Annotated in this window: 25 protein-coding genes; all 25 read right to left on the reverse strand. The window is 55.5% G+C overall.

The features are described from left to right. Positions 1 to 35: 35 nt before the first annotated feature. The gene (locus B347_RS0100500; RefSeq protein WP_019407765.1) at positions 36 to 419 is read right to left on the reverse strand and encodes a hypothetical protein; all 384 of its coding nucleotides are present in this window, start codon (positions 417 to 419) and stop codon (positions 36 to 38) included. A gap of 4 nt (positions 420 to 423) precedes the next feature. Continuing rightward, positions 424 to 795: a hypothetical protein gene (locus B347_RS0100505; protein WP_019407766.1), complete on the reverse strand. Its 372-nt coding sequence runs from the start codon at positions 793 to 795 to the stop codon at positions 424 to 426. A gap of 13 nt (positions 796 to 808) precedes the next feature. Beyond that, a complete protein-coding gene (locus B347_RS0100510; protein WP_019407767.1) occupies positions 809 to 1,906 on the reverse strand; it encodes a phage tail sheath C-terminal domain-containing protein in 1,098 nt (365 codons plus the stop codon). After that, entirely contained in the window at positions 1,903 to 2,094 is a 192-nt protein-coding gene (locus B347_RS0100515) for a hypothetical protein (protein ID WP_019407768.1), read from the reverse strand. Before B347_RS0100515 ends, B347_RS0100510 begins: the two co-directional genes overlap by 4 nt. Continuing rightward, positions 2,094 to 2,657 carry a phage protein Gp37 gene (locus B347_RS0100520; protein ID WP_019407769.1) on the reverse strand — a complete coding sequence of 188 codons (564 nt, stop codon included), beginning with the start codon at positions 2,655 to 2,657 and terminating at the stop codon, positions 2,094 to 2,096. Before B347_RS0100520 ends, B347_RS0100515 begins: the two co-directional genes overlap by 1 nt. Further along, positions 2,657 to 3,148 (reverse strand): phage protein Gp36 family protein, encoded by a 492-nt coding sequence (locus B347_RS0100525; protein WP_019407770.1) that lies wholly within the window; start codon positions 3,146 to 3,148, stop codon positions 2,657 to 2,659. Before B347_RS0100525 ends, B347_RS0100520 begins: the two co-directional genes overlap by 1 nt. Then, positions 3,145 to 3,750 (reverse strand): HI1506-related protein, encoded by a 606-nt coding sequence (locus B347_RS24520; RefSeq protein ID WP_019407771.1) that lies wholly within the window; start codon positions 3,748 to 3,750, stop codon positions 3,145 to 3,147. Before B347_RS24520 ends, B347_RS0100525 begins: the two co-directional genes overlap by 4 nt. Positions 3,751 to 3,760: 10 nt before the next feature. Continuing rightward, the gene (locus tag B347_RS0100535) at positions 3,761 to 4,654 is read right to left on the reverse strand and encodes a Mu-like prophage major head subunit gpT family protein (RefSeq protein WP_019407772.1); all 894 of its coding nucleotides are present in this window, start codon (positions 4,652 to 4,654) and stop codon (positions 3,761 to 3,763) included. 26 nt (positions 4,655 to 4,680) lie between these two features. After that, positions 4,681 to 5,649: a phage protease gene (locus tag B347_RS0100540; protein ID WP_019407773.1), complete on the reverse strand. Its 969-nt coding sequence runs from the start codon at positions 5,647 to 5,649 to the stop codon at positions 4,681 to 4,683. Positions 5,650 to 5,866: 217 nt separating this feature from the next. Then, complete coding sequence (locus B347_RS0100545) at positions 5,867 to 6,430, reverse strand: phage virion morphogenesis protein (protein WP_019407774.1); 564 nt, start codon at positions 6,428 to 6,430, stop codon at positions 5,867 to 5,869. Between the two features lie 10 nt (positions 6,431 to 6,440). Continuing rightward, a complete protein-coding gene (locus B347_RS0100550; protein WP_019407775.1) occupies positions 6,441 to 7,709 on the reverse strand; it encodes a PBECR2 nuclease fold domain-containing protein in 1,269 nt (422 codons plus the stop codon). After that, complete coding sequence (locus tag B347_RS0100555) at positions 7,709 to 9,265, reverse strand: DUF935 domain-containing protein (protein WP_019407776.1); 1,557 nt, start codon at positions 9,263 to 9,265, stop codon at positions 7,709 to 7,711. Before B347_RS0100555 ends, B347_RS0100550 begins: the two co-directional genes overlap by 1 nt. Then, the gene (locus tag B347_RS0100560) at positions 9,265 to 10,818 is read right to left on the reverse strand and encodes a hypothetical protein (protein ID WP_019407777.1); all 1,554 of its coding nucleotides are present in this window, start codon (positions 10,816 to 10,818) and stop codon (positions 9,265 to 9,267) included. The genes B347_RS0100555 and B347_RS0100560 overlap by 1 nt, the downstream gene beginning before the upstream one ends. Before the next feature lie 142 nt (positions 10,819 to 10,960). Then, positions 10,961 to 11,473 (reverse strand): DUF3486 family protein, encoded by a 513-nt coding sequence (locus B347_RS0100565; RefSeq protein ID WP_019407778.1) that lies wholly within the window; start codon positions 11,471 to 11,473, stop codon positions 10,961 to 10,963. Positions 11,474 to 11,479: 6 nt separating this feature from the next. Continuing rightward, a complete protein-coding gene (locus B347_RS0100570) occupies positions 11,480 to 11,788 on the reverse strand; it encodes a hypothetical protein (RefSeq protein WP_019407779.1) in 309 nt (102 codons plus the stop codon). Then, a complete protein-coding gene (locus B347_RS0100575; RefSeq protein ID WP_019407780.1) occupies positions 11,785 to 12,117 on the reverse strand; it encodes a hypothetical protein in 333 nt (110 codons plus the stop codon). Before B347_RS0100575 ends, B347_RS0100570 begins: the two co-directional genes overlap by 4 nt. Next, positions 12,108 to 12,335 (reverse strand): TraR/DksA C4-type zinc finger protein, encoded by a 228-nt coding sequence (locus B347_RS25670; protein ID WP_026013911.1) that lies wholly within the window; start codon positions 12,333 to 12,335, stop codon positions 12,108 to 12,110. Before B347_RS25670 ends, B347_RS0100575 begins: the two co-directional genes overlap by 10 nt. Beyond that, complete coding sequence (locus tag B347_RS0100585) at positions 12,322 to 12,966, reverse strand: hypothetical protein (protein WP_019407781.1); 645 nt, start codon at positions 12,964 to 12,966, stop codon at positions 12,322 to 12,324. Before B347_RS0100585 ends, B347_RS25670 begins: the two co-directional genes overlap by 14 nt. Next, positions 12,963 to 13,592 carry a transglycosylase SLT domain-containing protein gene (locus tag B347_RS0100590; RefSeq protein ID WP_026013912.1) on the reverse strand — a complete coding sequence of 210 codons (630 nt, stop codon included), beginning with the start codon at positions 13,590 to 13,592 and terminating at the stop codon, positions 12,963 to 12,965. The genes B347_RS0100585 and B347_RS0100590 overlap by 4 nt, the downstream gene beginning before the upstream one ends. A gap of 2 nt (positions 13,593 to 13,594) precedes the next feature. Continuing rightward, positions 13,595 to 13,846 (reverse strand): putative holin, encoded by a 252-nt coding sequence (locus tag B347_RS0100595; RefSeq protein WP_033386820.1) that lies wholly within the window; start codon positions 13,844 to 13,846, stop codon positions 13,595 to 13,597. A 38-nt stretch (positions 13,847 to 13,884) separates the two neighbouring features. Then, positions 13,885 to 14,226 carry a hypothetical protein gene (locus tag B347_RS26500; protein ID WP_157786870.1) on the reverse strand — a complete coding sequence of 114 codons (342 nt, stop codon included), beginning with the start codon at positions 14,224 to 14,226 and terminating at the stop codon, positions 13,885 to 13,887. A gap of 110 nt (positions 14,227 to 14,336) precedes the next feature. Continuing rightward, on the reverse strand, positions 14,337 to 14,870 hold the full coding sequence (locus tag B347_RS0100605) for a hypothetical protein (protein WP_019407785.1): 534 nt from the start codon (positions 14,868 to 14,870) through the stop codon (positions 14,337 to 14,339). Next, positions 14,871 to 15,308, reverse strand: coding sequence for a Mor transcription activator family protein (locus B347_RS0100610; RefSeq protein ID WP_019407786.1), 438 nt, complete (start codon positions 15,306 to 15,308; stop codon positions 14,871 to 14,873). After that, complete coding sequence (locus B347_RS0100615) at positions 15,305 to 15,721, reverse strand: gp16 family protein (RefSeq protein ID WP_019407787.1); 417 nt, start codon at positions 15,719 to 15,721, stop codon at positions 15,305 to 15,307. The genes B347_RS0100610 and B347_RS0100615 overlap by 4 nt, the downstream gene beginning before the upstream one ends. Then, positions 15,718 to 15,996, reverse strand: coding sequence for a hypothetical protein (locus B347_RS0100620; protein ID WP_019407788.1), 279 nt, complete (start codon positions 15,994 to 15,996; stop codon positions 15,718 to 15,720). The genes B347_RS0100615 and B347_RS0100620 overlap by 4 nt, the downstream gene beginning before the upstream one ends.

A 15,996-nucleotide genomic window follows, 5' to 3' on the forward strand; every position in this document is an offset into this window, starting at 1 on the left:
ATCAACCTCGGCCTTGGGCATGCGCCTGATCTCTTCTAGGCGGTACCCATGTCGGACGAAGACGTGCTCGATGCGCCGCCAGTCAGCGAGGCCTCGCTCGGCGGCTTGAGCTTTTTTTCCAGCTCTTCATCCGCCGCAGCAATCAGCGCCAGATCTGATTCGGTCAGCGACTCGCGCAACAACTCGGTTGTCAGGACTTCTGCAGGAATATCACCGACAGCCAAAAGCTGATTGCGGTAAACCTCAAGCGTCACCAACTGAAACGGACCATTGGGATGACGCTCCTGGGCTTTGATCAGGTCGCCAGCCATACCGACACGCAAAGTGAACGACTTGTGGAATGTGCCCGCATAGAAGACACCAACACCCAAATCCTTGGTAATAGTCAGGCCTTCCCATTTTTTATCAATTTGGCTCATAGCCTTACTCCTCGTAGTAATTCAAAGCACTGACAGTCAGGTCGCGAGTGGCTTCACCCTCAACCTGGTACTTGCTACCCATCTCGATCAGAGAGCAACCCGTCCAGGTCTCACGCTTGCCACCACCTTCCTGTGGATAAATGGTGATCTTGGCGTCTACCAGGGCACGCCAGTTAGGCTCGCCGTTTTTAGGAATGGCGACTGCGATACGCAGTTCGTGCTCTTCCATCCCCTTGGCTGTTCCAAGCGGGCGACCAGTGCGGTTCATCGTTTTGACGATGGTTCGACCGGTCTTGAGCGATGGCTCAAGGCTGGTCACTTCATAGTCCGTGCCGTTCAGCTCAAGCACGATCTGGCCTACATAGTTATCGGACATCTAAACTCACCTCTTACAAGAGCAGGTCGATACGACCGGCGAATACATGCAGGCCGTTTACGACATCAATGGGAATGCTGGCATTGAGTCGATTCACGTCTTGGTCCGAACGCTCGACGACCAGGCCAGCCGCGTTAGCATCGACTTCCTCGACAATTTCCAGCTCTTGCATCTTTTTAAGGACGTCCAGCAGTTCGCCGCGTACAGCTGCAGGCGTCTTGCTGGACAGCTTGGAGCGAGGAAATCGAAGGCGGATACGAGTGCGGCATGCGTTGCGTACGTAGTACAAAGTCCGCATGGTTGTCAGATCCAGCAGGGAAACGTCTTCAGCACCTGCTGCTGACTTTGTGTACGTACTGACCGCACGGACGATCTGCACGATATCGCCGGGGCCGACCTCAAGCGGCGTTACACCGTTGGCCAACGCTGTTTCTTGCTCTGTGCGACCCAGGCGGCTGCTGATGGCTGGAGCGCTGATGCCTGCCAAAGCCAGCGTATTAAGCGGACGGGCAGGATCTTCTTCAGACGCAATCATTGCCGCGTACGCCGCTGCTACCTGACGAGCACTGGAAGTGGTGCCCGGCAAAAGAGCCACGCTGATTGCCCCAGCATTGAGTGCGGTAGCCAGTGTGGTGGACGCTGACAGTGACGACACAACCGCACCAATACCCAAGATGCCCTGCTGCTCAATGGAGTTGGTATAAGTTGCGATGTGGGTTCGCAGCGCGGTCATGGCAGTTGCACTAAACCAAGCCGGAACCAAAAGGGTGAAACCGCCCAAAGCAGTGGAGTCTAGTGCCGGGGCGATATCTGGTTCAGCCTCGCCCTGGACGACAACCCCGACCAAAGAAATGGCGACGTAACGATATGCCTTGATGGCTGCATCTACCATTTCGGCGGCAACAGCACCGGCCAGGGCCTTTGCCTCTTCAGCACTGTAAACCTGAGTGGGAACGTTGGCAGCCAGCGTTGCACCTGCTCCCAGTGGAACAATCAAGCAAATGCTTTGCGCATTGGTTGGAAGCGTACGCACGGCCAGGCTGGTGTTGAACTCAAAATATGAGCCAGGCTTACGAATAGACGGCGGGATAGTGTCAAAGGCGATGCTCATTCAGCAGGCTCCTGTGTGGTTCTTTTGGCACCGCTGCGGCCTTTCTTGACCAGTAACTCGCCTGCAGCAATACGTCGACGGTAGTAAGAGGTGTTCAGCACCTCGACAGGCTCTTGACCTGGCTCTATGTGCTGACGTGGATACCCCTCCATGGGGACCCGGTGACCAGGTGCGGCGGTGACGAGCATTACAGCCCCTCCAGTTTAATGAGGTCGCTGGCCACGGGATCTGGCTCACCGACCTGTTGGTACAGCATGTCAACACCTTCCAGATCCGGCAGTTGTTGTTCGGGTTTGGTCCAGTCCAACTCAATCGAAAAGGACTGCCCAAGAACGGACATGTAGTCCGTCTGGAACTTGCCAGTGACCAGGTTAGAAAGTTCAGTCGGCTCAATCCGGGCACGATCAGGCCAAGGTTGCCAATCCACCAACTGGTGCATGCAGGCCTGCCACAGGTCGTAACTGCCAATGTCTTTGGCCGTTGAGCCACGCCGGGTCTCCCGCTCACCGCGTGGATGGCGGGTAACAATCACCAGGCGAAACGTAATGGGCATGCTGTAGCGGTTCTGGCTGCGCTTACGAAATCCTGCCTTTGGCACCATCAGCAATACAGCCGGGCAACGTTTCAGCAGGCCCGCAATCAAATCAGAATCGCTGAGTTCACCGCCGTAACTCTCCACGACCAGGCGGTGCACCTTTGGGATCAGCTCCCTTAACCGCGCCTCAATCAGATCCTCCAGTTCGCCCAGCATCAGAGACGCCTCAATGAGCCACGATCCATCAGCCGTGGTGCTGCAATGATTTGCAGACCTGAGCGCCCGGCCTCAGCAGCGCCGCGTTCCTTGTCCTCTGCGGCTAAAGTCTCCAGCCGCTTGAGCACATCCTTGTAAAGCACTCGGACAGTGGACTCTTCCTTTCCCGCGTCGTCGTAGAGGTGATACCGGGCGATCTCGGCTAGATCGTCAGTCACCCAGGCCGGAGCATCTTCATCGACCGGACGAAAGCGCAAGTAGAACGAAACCTCACTTCGCGCCCTGGTGACGGCATCGGCGATCCGTGCCATTGCAGCCACCGCAATAGCCACATCCTCTGCGGCCCATTCATCCAGAGAGGCACCTGACGCTGCCGCCACCAACAACTCGGGTTCAATGGAGCGCTTGTTATCAGGGACAGCTACTTCAGTGATATCACGGGCGCCGAAGCGCACCATGAGCTGACTGGCTGACGGCAGCGAAAGATTCACTTGGTCGCGCTCCCAGGCTTAACAGGTTTTTTCTGAGGCTTAGGATCATCCTTTACCTGGCCGGTGGCACGCCGAGCCTCTTCGGCCAAGGCCTCTTCCCAAAGAGCATTGATCTCAGCCGCCTGCTTGTCGGCAGTGCGCTGTAGATCCTCCAGCAGTGCTGCGGCCCAAAGGGTTTCGATTTCCGTCGACAGAATGAAGGCATCACGTTGTGAGTTTTCAAGCAGGGCTTCCTCCCAAAGACCTTCAATGTCACTACGCGACAGGCCACCTGCTAGCGATGGATGATCCTGCCCAAGGATGGCAACGTCCTGGTGCTTAGACGCTGTGTCACCCATAGCCGCAATGCCTGCCTTACCCAAGACCGACACGGTAATTTCACTGGACAGGCCCGCTTTCTGAATCGGCGAAGTGCCATTGAGCAGCTCCTGTTGATCGTCCAGGTCTGCATCAACGTAAGACACAACCAGTTGCGGATCTTTGCCCAGTGCCTGGAGCTGGGCAGCCGTAAAATGATCATCCCGGTACAGGGTTGGCTCAGAGGAGTGAGCGATACCACAGCGACGAAAGCCATGCCGTTTGGCTGCAATGATGATGGCCATGTTTGTCCCCTTAACCTAACCAGGCTGGTGAAAGGATTTCAGCTGTACCGGCCCACGGGTTGCCGCTGTTCGCATCTTTAACCAAGATGGTTCGTGCGGCGCCTTCCAACTGCGATGGCACAACGAGCAGGCCAGGGTTGATGCCCAGAGGGCGACCGCCGTCAGCCTGGAAGTTCTTCATTGCAGCGCGTGCCAGACCGTAGTTTTCGGCGGTCAAAGGAGCGCGGGAGCAATACGCAAATTGCCAGAAGCCGAAGCCAACGTTCACACGAGCGTCCACACCGAAGCGGTACTCGTCACGCATGAAGACCTGTTCATCGTCCATGCTGGTCATTGCCTTGAGAGCATAGGGACGACGGTTCTGGAAGATGATCGGTTTAATTGCACGGCTGACATCGAGCAAGTACCAGGCAGGGCCTGTGCCTTCTTGGTAGTTGCTCACGGACACTGCATCACCGGTACCGTCTGTCGACGGATAAACAGGGTGATCGGTATCGAAGAAGAACTGCCCGTCGTAGCACAGCGTGGTCAGCCCTGCTTTCAGTAGGGCGAACACCAACTCGTCAGGATGTGCCGTGGATGCACGGCCCATTTCAGCGAACAACGGCTTGTATACGCCGATCTCGTCGTCTTCGATGGCATCGCGAGGGACGCCAACCGACGACTCGTACTTCTTGTTTGTGATCGAGTAACCGTGTGCCGCCATGTTCTTGAGCACACGCTCGCCAATCCACTCACGGAAAGTCGGGAATTGCCCCAGCCAACCATAGGTGTTACTGGCCGACGATGACGGTACGAGCGTTGCGATACGCGCCCAGTCGGTTGGCGTTGCGGCTTGAGCATTTTGGAACTCGGCCTTGAACGCTGTGAAGAGCGCGGACAAGGTGCCTGAAGTAATGATCATGAATCGCTTCCTTTATATAGAGGGTGTTACGCCTTGCCCTTGATGAAGTCCGCTTCGCTCATACCCATCAGCTTGGCGACCTGTTGTTCTTCAGCATTGAGTGCTGTTTTGAGGTGCTCAGATTGGCGATCCCCCAGATCCGACGGCGCTGCCACCACGGGCGCTGCAGTCACAAATTCTTTGAAGCGAGCCAGACCCGCTTCGTCTTGGCACATGGCACGGTGATAATCCACCGTTGCCGGGGTGATCTTTCCGGCCTGAGTGGCAGCAGCAATCACTGCATCAACTTCCTTGTTGTGCTCAGTCTTTTTCTGAGTGGCCAAGGCTTGCTCGGCGTTGACAGCGCGCACGCCCAGGGCGTCGTAGTCGGCACGAGGGACGAACTGCGTAAGGTTTGGCTTTTCGGCGTTTGCCGCTTGAGCCGTGGCCTTGAGCTGCGTGGTAGCCGCAATGGCTTGTTCTTCGGTGGCTGTCTCCGGCAAGCCGAGTGCAGCCAAAAGCGCAGGTGAAAGCTTCACAGGCGTGTTCTCCATGGTTTCTTGATTGAGTGCTGTCAGCAGAAAGTTGGGTTTGTTGGTCAGCCCGGCGCTGACCAGGCGCGCAATGCGGGTCGTGTCCGGATCGAAGTCGAAGACAGGGGAAAGGAAGCGGTACTCGCGGTTGATGACTTGCTCGGACGCACGGGGTGTCCAGTCAACCAACCCCCACAGCGCCCCGTCACGCAATTCCAACTGCTTGATCCAACCAGCAGCAGGAGCTGACTCGCCCTTTGTCGCGCGATGCTGGGTTGCGTGCTCCCAATCAATAGGCAAGTCGATAGCTCGGCCCATAAAGCTGGACTGAACCAACATCCCGGCTTGCTCATCGAACAGCCATTGCCGACCGTCGCGGCCAATGACGTTGGGGCCTGCCGGGATTAGTTCGACCCACTCCGGGGCCTTGCCGTCAGAGACGGTGGCGGAAAGGTCGGTGTTAAGAGCGAGTTGAGTTTTCATGCCGCCAGTGTCGGCGGTCTATCAAAGGCGGGGAGTTTCGTCAGGACGTAAGATCTTTGGGGCCCTGAGACAATAACCGTGGCGAGAGACACCACGCGGGCGCGTACAGGATACCGCTTAAAGCAAATCTAACGCGGGTCTAACGCTTGTATAACACTTGCATGGCAACGGATGTACCCAAAACCTCTGTGCGCGCCGCCTACGCGATTACAGGCAGTTAACCTGAAAACCCTTCCTTCAAGTAATCACCCACGATGGCCAGGATTTCGGTTTCGTCTTCAGATGACAGTCCGAGATAAGGCCTTGCTGGCATTTCCGTGGTGCTGGCACCACGGGTCACCCATTGGGCAAAGTTGGATTTGCTCTTCTTTACGAACCGGTTACCAACTGTTCCGTCTTTGCCTTGTCGGAAGTATGCCTGCTGAGACCGGGGGGCTTGCTCGATCTTGCCGCCGAACTGGTGGATGGCCCCATAAGGACGATCAGTGCCGAAGGCCAGTTCATTGTTGCTGACGTTGTGACGCATCGTGTCCTGGAGCGTTCCCTTTTCACGCAGGATACGAGTGCTTTTCTTGCGGGCCAGGGTTGATGCTGCCAACGGCGCCCAAGGTGATCCATCTGGGGCAATCTGCTGCCTGAACCGGTCGTCGGTCGATTGATGCAAGTACTCGGCGATATCGTTAAGAGGGGTCGTTAGATTGCCTAACCGCTCAATCAGCTCATCAAAAGCTTTGCCTACAGCACTTTCATCAATAGAGACTTCAAGCATTGCCCCGGCCATTTGTGACTCCTTACTTGGTTCGGCGGTAAAGCAGAACGCCCAGGCGCAATGCTTCCAGATACTGCTCGCTATCATCCACAAAGTCGGTGACACCAGCCCAGTCTTCAGCACCTTGATCGAAGACTGCCACAGCGGGTTCGGCTTTCCCCTTTACTTGGAAGTGCGCCAGGTAGCGACGGCGTAGCACTGCCTTGCCCTGGTCGGGAAGCCACTCCAGTCGTGCCCAAATCTCGTCAGGCGCTTTGATAGCCTCTGCCAGCAACGGTAGCTCTCGGGCATTAAACGCTTGAGCCACAGTCTTTGCACCGGTTTTGGCATCACCAAACATTCCCCGCCCAATGACAAGCGGGTCTCCCGTTACGTCACGAAATACCGCTGGAGCGGTATCCGTTGCGCCAAACTCGCCCAAGAACTGGGTGATCGCCTTCTGCTGCGTGACTCTTGCTGGGAGTAAAACCTTTGCAGGCATCTGACGCGGCTCTGGCAACGGGCCTGTCGGTTTTCGATTGGGTAAGCCAGCAGCCGCTACAGTGGCAGGGCCTACTGACGGTGCAGGCAATGGATGTTTAACGCTTAACTGGGGCACGTAGTTTGTCAGCCGTGATTGACCTGGTGCGTATTCGAAGCCTGGATCGATACCCTTTGGCACCCGGACTGTACGGGGACCATTCGGGCTATTTTTGCCAATGACTCTATCCTCCCATTCAATCGGCGGTGCATTGCCAACCGTGAGCCCCATACGGTCCAAGTCACGCTGGCTTGCCATGAACTTCTTACATTTGCAGCCCCAACCGTTCTGCGGGTTATGGGTTGACCACCATGGGTCATCGAGCGGCAACGTGACACCGTTCCAAGCCAAGTGTTGTGGCCGTGGGTGGGCACTATCGCCGTGGCGGTACACGCCATAGGGTCGGCGCTTACGCAGCTCAGGGTCAGCCATTTGCGCATCGCGGCCAGCGTTATAGGACTGACGCAGGTTGGTTTCCCAAATGACATTGGTACGCCAACCCCGCTCACCGTTGTACTGCCAGCCATGTTGGCCAACGACCTTGTCAAAGTCCTTACGAAACTGCTCCAAAGTGGTGCCGCTGGCGATGGACTTCTCGACAGCACCTCGCAGATCGGCCAGCAGGTCGCGCTTTACAGCACCGGCCACAACAAATGCATGGTCATGCTGGGCGTTATAGATGTCCGTCCAGGAACGGGTTGGTAGATCGACCTTGCCACGGAAGTAGTCGATCTGCTCCTGAAATGGAGGTGAGCCGTGAGAGACCGCCACTACAATCCCCTCAAAATATCATCACGTCCGGCCAGGCTGGCGGCAGTCAGCCCGTCAGCAATGGCGTCCGCCAACTGACTGGTGGTCATGGTCGGGTACGTTTCGATCAGTCGATCCCGGAACTCTTCAAGACTGGATACTGTGTCGAGTAGCTCTTTGATCTGATCAACCATGTCATCCAGTTGGGCGCCCACCACCGTCTCTAATGTGCGGACCTGATTGTCCACTACGTCGGGTAGCACTGCTGGTTTTTTCGGTACTTGCTCTTGGTTGATCGCCTGACCAAGCGATGGAGGTACTGCTACGACTGGAGGTCCTAGCAGATCAGCCCCCTTGGCCGGTTCAGGAATGCTGAGTTTGTCCCGGACAACCGACTGCTCAACTTTCAGTCCTAGTGGCACCAGCTTTTCCAAAGCTGTGACCAACAGCGTTGTGTCCTCTGGCTGTGGCACGTCGATGATCAGCTTGGGATATTTGCGACCTGGTGCAAAGTTCAGGTCACACCAAGGCCGCACAAAGAACCGATTCAAAGTGTTGGATTCGGCCTTGGCATCAGCCTGCAGCAGATCGAGGCGAACCTCATTATGAACTTTGGCTTGTGCTTGGCTGGAACCATCGTCGGTAGACATGGTTTGGCCGACCACGGCTTTACTGACCTGTTTGTCCCACCACTCAGCCAGTCCCTTGAAGAAGTCACCGGCGCCTGCAACGTTGGACGCATTCTGAAAATCGATGCGCATACTGTCCGGGATAACTGCAGCGGCATCGCTGCCAAGGTTCGCCACGGCAGACATCAGCGTATTGATGTCCTCTTTACTTGCACCTGGCCCATAACGACCGACACGCATAGGCATGCCAAAGATGTCGGCAAACCCCATCCAGTCTTTCCATGTCCAGGCTTTGCACATGTAACCCACGGCAGCGAGACGAGCCAATCCACCCCGAATGGGCAAGCCTGAACGGATTCGCGGGTAGTGAACGATGAATTTATAGGGCGCCAAGGCGACACCGTTAACCGGGTCAGCCTCATCAAGCAGGCGCAGTTCCCGACCGGTGTCACGGTCGAATTGGAAAAAGCGTTGGTCGCGAGGCTCGAACCGGGACGGCATCCACGTTTTACCACTGCGGTCCCACATGATTTCAGAGACTGCATAGCCCTTGCCGAGGGCGTCGGTCAGGTCTGCTTGCAATTCCCCAAACTCAGGTGAACCCACCAGTTCACTCAGGGCATCGGCCCGACGCACGTCTTCTGGATCATCGCTGGCAGCTTCGACACGGATGTTGAGTCCTGAGATAGCCAGCTTACGAGTGCCCAAAACGGAGGCGTAATGCAGATCACGCTCCTCCATTTCCTCGGCAAGGGTCAAGTAATCGTGAGCAGATCCCTCGGCAGCAGCCTGCAGGATGTTGGCAAGTCGACCAGGTGTAAGACCGCTGGCCACCGACGAGTGCCATATCTGACGTATGCCGGTGGTGCGCGCAGCGGCCAGCTCTTCAGTGAGCTGGTCGTATTGGATTGGCCGACCGTACTGGTCAACTATTTTGGATTGGGCCATTACCAAATGCCTTTCTTGGAGCGCCAACCAGCACCCGTCTGGATCTCTCGATCACTGTCGGCAGCAGGCTGGACACGGTGATATTCGAATATTTCGGTTTCTTGCCGAGAGGCGTAGTCGGCAAGCACTGCGGCAATACCGGCGTCACCGTGACGCTTGGGGCCGGACTTCTCGCCTTTTTCATTGGTGCGCTTTTCAGGGATGCGGGCCACACCCTTGACCATACGGAAGGCGCGCACGTCGCTGACCACGTCCTTGTCAGCCGGGATGTCGTAAAAGGTGTCGTCTTCAAGTGCGGCCTTGAACGGCGGCATGTTGTCGCGATACCAGCCCTCGCTGAGCATCACCCGTTCTACACGGTTGAAGCCAAACTCGATGGCAGTGTCTTCAGACAGCTGCGAGCCATTGCCCCTGGCATCGTCAGCGCCTTTAAGAAAGTTTGGCAAGCGACGGAGGATGTAGAACTTGATCTGGCTCTGCTGTTTAAAGGGAACGTTACGCAGCTCGACCACAAAGGGCGTGCGTTTGCGTAGGTTCTGCTCTTTGACCAAAGGCCATATCACAGACAAGTCGCCGCTACGCCCAAAGTCCATGCCGTAATAGCTTTGAACATCCAAGGGGATTGCAGTCAGCAACGGCTTGAGATGTTCCTCGCACCATTCAAGCGACTCGGCCAAGCGCATGTGTTCGGGCAATGTCTCGTAGCCTTGCGGGTAGGCCAGGCGCAGTACCGGCACGTCGCGGTTACTGCGCTGCTCGACCAATGCCAGGCTCAAGAAGGCACCACCGCCTTGGGACGGCACGCAGTCGAGTTCTTCCTCGGCAGCATCGCCATAGAAGTCGTAAACATCCTGAACCCAGGCCGCCTCTTCTTCAGGCTTGTACTCAATGCCCTTGCGCAGACAAACCCTGTTGTAAAGACCATCAGACACCGCCTCACGAAAGGGGCAGCGAAACAGTGCGCCCTTGCGCTTACCTGCGCGAATATCGTTGATCAGTTCGTTGAAGGCGTTTTCAGTACCGTCGTGCGTGCTGATGACATGCACTTCACCGCCCCAGATCAGCAACGCCAAGGCAGCTTTGAGCAACTCGGCCAAGTCCTGGTGGAATGCGGCCTCGTCGATCACGACCACACCTTGACGACCACGCAGGTTGGAGGGGCGACTGGTCAGCGCGACTATTCGATGCCCACTGGGGAACACTATGGTGTAGGTCTTGATGTGCTTTTCGGGATCACTGTCCGGCCAGATACCTTCTTCTATTTCCCCGGCGGCATAGTTGAAAGCCCGCGCCCACATTGCGCAGGCCTGGATGTACTCGACCGTCATGTCCTGGTTGTAGCCGAGGTAATAGACGGTCTGTCCACCGGCTGGTTTTTCAGCGGCGGCGACCAGGACATTATCCGCAGCCTCTGCCCAGGTGAGACCAATCCGGCGTGACTTCTCACCAACCTTGAGAGGGGCTCGAATACCGATCCACTCTTTCTGATAGTCGAGCAATACCGCTGGCGCTACCTGGTTGGCAGTACTGTCTAGAACAGTGGGTACGCTCATGCTTTCTTCCTTCGCCCTAGATACCAGGCGAGGGTTAAAAATATCGCAACATTGATGTCACATGAGAGAAGTTGGGCTGCATTGCTTTCATTTGCACCAAGAGCAGTCAAACCTGCACACATTGCAAAAGACATGAAGTAATTCATGAGGCCATCCCCAGAATTTCGCGACGGATCTCATCAACCGTCGCTTGGTTCAGGCCGCCTTTCTTGGCGATTTTCTCGACACGCGATGCGGCTGCTTCAGCTTTTTCACGATATTCGGTTTGCCATTTCTTTTGGGCAATAGAGGCTTTACCCAACTCTGCTACCGCTTTCGCTACTTTTGGTAGGTCGAACGATTTACCGTCGGCCATCAGGATCTTGAATAGATGTTCTTGAACCAAGCGCATCAAGGCTTCGTTGACGGCACCTTCCTCATCCGGCGCCGCAGCCACTACGGCGCGAGCCTGTTCACTCGCCATCTTGAGCGCTGACAGTTTGGACTCAAAGTCCTGGCCATAACGATGCAGTGCTGACTTGCTGATTGAAAAGCCTTGGGCTGAAAGCTCAGCCGCTAAGGTTTCATATTCACTAAAACCGTTTTCAGCTAGGGCTTTGTCAAGCCAAGCCTTAACTGGCTTAGGTAGGCCGGCAACTTTGCTACGTGGCGGCATAGTCGATCACCAGTACTTTTCAGGACGGGCAATACCTGGATTGCAATCAATGGTGTACTCGGCGATATCAACGCCATAGTGCGTTAACCCGCAAATCCAGACACCGACTGGTTGCTTCTTCAAAGTTACCAAGCTGCGATCAGCCAAGTAGTCCAGCTCACGACGCAGCTCCATTGAAGTAGCGTCCGGGAAAATGCCTTGAATGGTCGAGAGAACTACCGCTTCATGAGGATCGACCGGGCGCGAAGTATTAAGGGTCAGCAAAATGTACCAGCGCAAGGACTCCCGGCGCACTTTGGCAGGATCAATGTTCATGAGCGTGCTCCTTTAAGTTGAACGTTTTCTAACTTGAGAGCCAAAGCATCGAGCTTCGCCTCGATCACAGTTTGGTTTCGGACGTAGTCTTCGCGTCGCACATAATGCAAAGGCATATCTGCACGCAGCCGCTCGAAGCTAAGTTCCAAGTTGCGCAAGCGTTCACCGTCTTTGGCGACAGCGTTGAAGCGGTCATCCATGACTGCAAAACGCTGATCTAACCGACGTTCAGTCTGAAGCAGTAACAGCTTCACCAGCCCTGCAAAACCACTGAGCACGCCGACAGCGATACCGATTAGCTGGTACAGCGGCATTTCAATCATCGACATCGCTTACTCCGTTTCTCGCGGCGTGTTTGGCATTGAGTGCAATGCTGCACACCTGGTATTGCTAATCGCCGTTTTTCAGGTATCGGTGACTGGCAATCCTCGACCACACAAAACTCTGCCGAGGGTCCAGTCAGAACTTCCCGTTGTGCCAAATGTGTCGCTAAAGCGCTCTCGTTGTGGATGGCTTCAAGCTTGCTGGCAAAATCACTTGCTTCCATTAAGTGTCCAGTCGATCAGGCGGTTGAGTTGGGATCTGCAAGAGCCATGCAGTTCGCCATTGTGTATCTGATTGGTAAGTACAAGAGACTGGGTGACGCCTGAGTCGAGGCTGTCAGCGGCTCCGGGTTCATTGGGCGACGTAGTAGTTCTGCCGGTGGCTGAACCGTTGGATTGGGCAGGCATTGAGGTGTCGATGCCGTTGGCGGTGTTCCACACGCGGACAAAACCAACAGTGAACACACCAGAAGGCAATGGCTCAGGCAGCGAGTCGAGGGTGCGGCGATATAGAGTCGTGACACGGGTAACTTCTCGAGAGAGGGTGTCTGTGGTTTTACGCAAGGCTTCTTTTGCATCAGCCAACTGGGATGCCAACTGATTGCCTCTGGCTTGTTCATTACGCAACAGAGTATTTGCTTGAATGGCGGCAGCCGTTTGTGCATCCGCCGCATCCATTTTTTCAACGGCATGTTTTTCACGAAGCTCAGCAATGGCCTTGTCGCCCGTTTTTTTGGCAGAGGCATAGCCCGCGTCGTATCTGCTCTGACCGAAGTCATCGAGCGCTACCAGCACACCACCCAAAATTACGAGCATGACTATGGCTGGTAGGGTTTTGATTAGAAGGTCTTTCATAGGCAGATACCTTTGCCCCAGCCCGCGTTTTCATAGAGCGGCTCCCAGCGCATAAGGATCAAGCGCGGATAGTCACGGTTCTCTTTGAAATTGGCAGCCGAGCGGCCAGCGTTGAACCGCTCGACAGACTCAAACCAAGTCAGCGGATCGGCACCCTTAGCCGATGCCAACTTACGGTCACGAATCACCCAGCCCAAACCGCCGTTGTAGGCCGAAAGCATCATGGCTGCTCGGTCACAGGGTGTATGTGCCTGGACGCGGCTTGCCAGCCAACGGTCATAGCTGACCAGGGCTTGCATAGACCATGCGGGGTTAAAGGGCTCAACCTTGCCAAGGGCTTTAGGAAACAACTCGGCGAGCCAATTCGCGGTCGAGGGCATCACTTGGCCCAAGCCTTGCGCGCCAACAGGTGACTTGGCATCAAACTTCCAGCGGCTTTCCTGATGAATCTGCGCCGCAAAAGTTGCCACGGGCGCATCCAGTCCCCACTCAGCTTGAGCTATGCGGGTCAGGTCGCGGCGGTAACGATCTGCATCAGCTGGAATTTCTGCATGCGCCTGTGCTGCCACTGCAAGGCCGATAATTGAGGCCATGCTGACGGCCCCTATAAGAAGAATTCTGCGCATACTCAGAGCCCCAGGGTCAGGCCAAGAACGCACGCAAGCACGACCAAGGCGCGACGAATGCCTGCCAGTGGCTGCGCTGTACGCATCACCCGGTTCGGTCGGGCATAGGGAAACAGTGCCCGATCAATCCAGTAACCGAGGACACCACCGAGCGTGACCAGACCGGCTTTGTAGAGCACCACCGGCAATTTGGTCGGCGCAACAACCGACAAGCCAATCAGAAGAATCAGCGTGATAACGGTCCAGTTGGTCATTCGTGGCGCGTGAGGTCTGCGTTTTAAAAAGTGAGGTCTCATTGATGTGCTCGTGGCGAGTTGAGGGAACTGCGCAGTGCGCTTAGGTGTTGCGCCGCAACGACGGGATTACCTTGAATGTGTACCGGCTTGCGGTATTCACCGATGGCGGGACCAGCAGGCGCAGCGGCAGGGCGGAATCGCTCTCGCTCCCGTACGTGCTTTTCAGCAAGCGCTTCACCCTGGAGAACATAAGAGCGCACCATTTCCACCCATTCGGACGGGACCTTTTCCCACAACGTTTTACGGGATAGATCATCCCCGGCAGCGAGAATCAGGCGCGCATGCTGACGCGGCCACTTTGGCCGTGTGACTTTTTGGGGAGCGGGATCTGAGCGCATGGTGCGAACCTGCCGTTATGGGGTACGGAGGTAAGCTTCGCGTGAAGAGCTGGATGCTGGCGTTTCGTCGCCGCGCAAGAAAAACCCCGCTCGATGGCGGGGGCACGTGGTCATAGCTGGCGTATTTTTTTTACAAAGGCAATGTCTTCCTCAGACTTTCCCTCCTTTCGTAACTCAGCTTCAACATCTGCATCTGAATGATAGCCTTCATCAGATGAGAGGCTTAGATCAGGACTACTAATTTCTGATGTGCACTGGACTGAGTCTTTCTCCCAATTCATTCGTGAGTAGTCAATTTCGTGCTTTGTGGGTTGCTTGTTCAGGCATGCACCACTGATAAATGCAACATCTGAGAGCATCGACGCACATCCGGAATAGACGAATCGCGCCCTATAACTGAGGTGGTCTGTTGGCTGTGCGGTTCTTTGCGAGTTAATTGTTTTGATGATTTGGAGCAGATGAGGGGTGCTGCCAATTTTGCAGGCTTCGCTGCTCTCTTCCCACAAACGATTCGCTAGCTTCAGGTTGAATGACGCCTCAATAGCAGCCTGCTCAGGGCTGATTTTTAAAATGCCGTCAGCAAGGCATAGCCCGGATATTGACATCGACACAACCAGAATTAGAGAAGCATTTTTTCTTTTCATTCAATGCCTCGTCCCTTCATCAAAACCAAACAGGTCAGGTTCGCTCTTCCGATGAAGTACGCGTTGACGAGCAAGGATGTCATAGATGGTCTGGCTGATAAGGCGATACTTTCGAGCCAGGTCAATCGGGTGCATGTTGTTTTCTCGCCAGTCATGGAAGATCGCAGCATCACGCATGGCCCTTTTCAATGAGTCGCCTCGGGGTAGATAAACGACACTCCCACCCAACGTATCGCAGATCGCAAAGACCACATGACGAGCTAGCTCAGATGGAGTCGCTCCGTCTTTTAACTCTGTCTTCAACTTAGCCTCGGCGATCTCGACCATTTCTTTCAGCGTACCCTCCCAGCGGGTGATCACAGCAGGATCTTGCATATGCGCCAGCACCTTGGCCGGATCGAGCTTATCGCTGTCGTCAGGGAAAAGTTGCTCACTCATGACTCTGGTCTCCCGTGGCGTCGCGCATCATAAGTCAGCGCGGCAACCATTTTTCGTAATTGGTCTGGGTCCAGCCATTCGACCCGTTCTACCTTGAACATACGATACGCCATGCCATCAGCATACGCCCAGGATCGTTTTGCCTCGGCAAGAAAAGCCTCAATTTTACCCACCAGTTTTGCACGATCTGGTGCAGCCACAGGAGCTTTACGACCATGTTTTTTGGATGGCCCCGAGGTCCAGCCCAAGCGGGCGAACTCGGCCAGGACAACACCAATCTGGCGGGGATTCAGATCTTTCGCCGAACGAACACCTGCCACACGGGCCAGTAAGGAGCGATACGTTTCATCGTCCAGGCCCAAATCTTTTTTAGCTATGTGGATTTTGCTGAGTTGCAGATTTCGTGTGCTCACGGTCTTGCTCCATTCATAAGTGCCCTGAATGCAACTGGGTCGCTTCGGGACAGTCTCGCAGCGCCATGGATGACCATGGTGAGCGCGTGTTCTGTTTCGTCGAGTTCCCCGGCGATACGGATTTGTTCCAGCTCACTTTGGGTTCCACGGTAGAGTTCTATCTTGAGTTTTTTGGCACCCATAGCCACGCGCTTATCCTTCTCGCGCTTGCGCTGAGCGCGTTTTCGCTCGCGTGCCAGACGGGTCTTTCGTTGCTTAGGGGTTTCGTCTGTCAT

The organism is Pseudomonas psychrophila HA-4, from assembly GCF_000282975.1.
GTDB lineage: Bacteria > Pseudomonadota > Gammaproteobacteria > Pseudomonadales > Pseudomonadaceae > Aquipseudomonas > Aquipseudomonas psychrophila_A.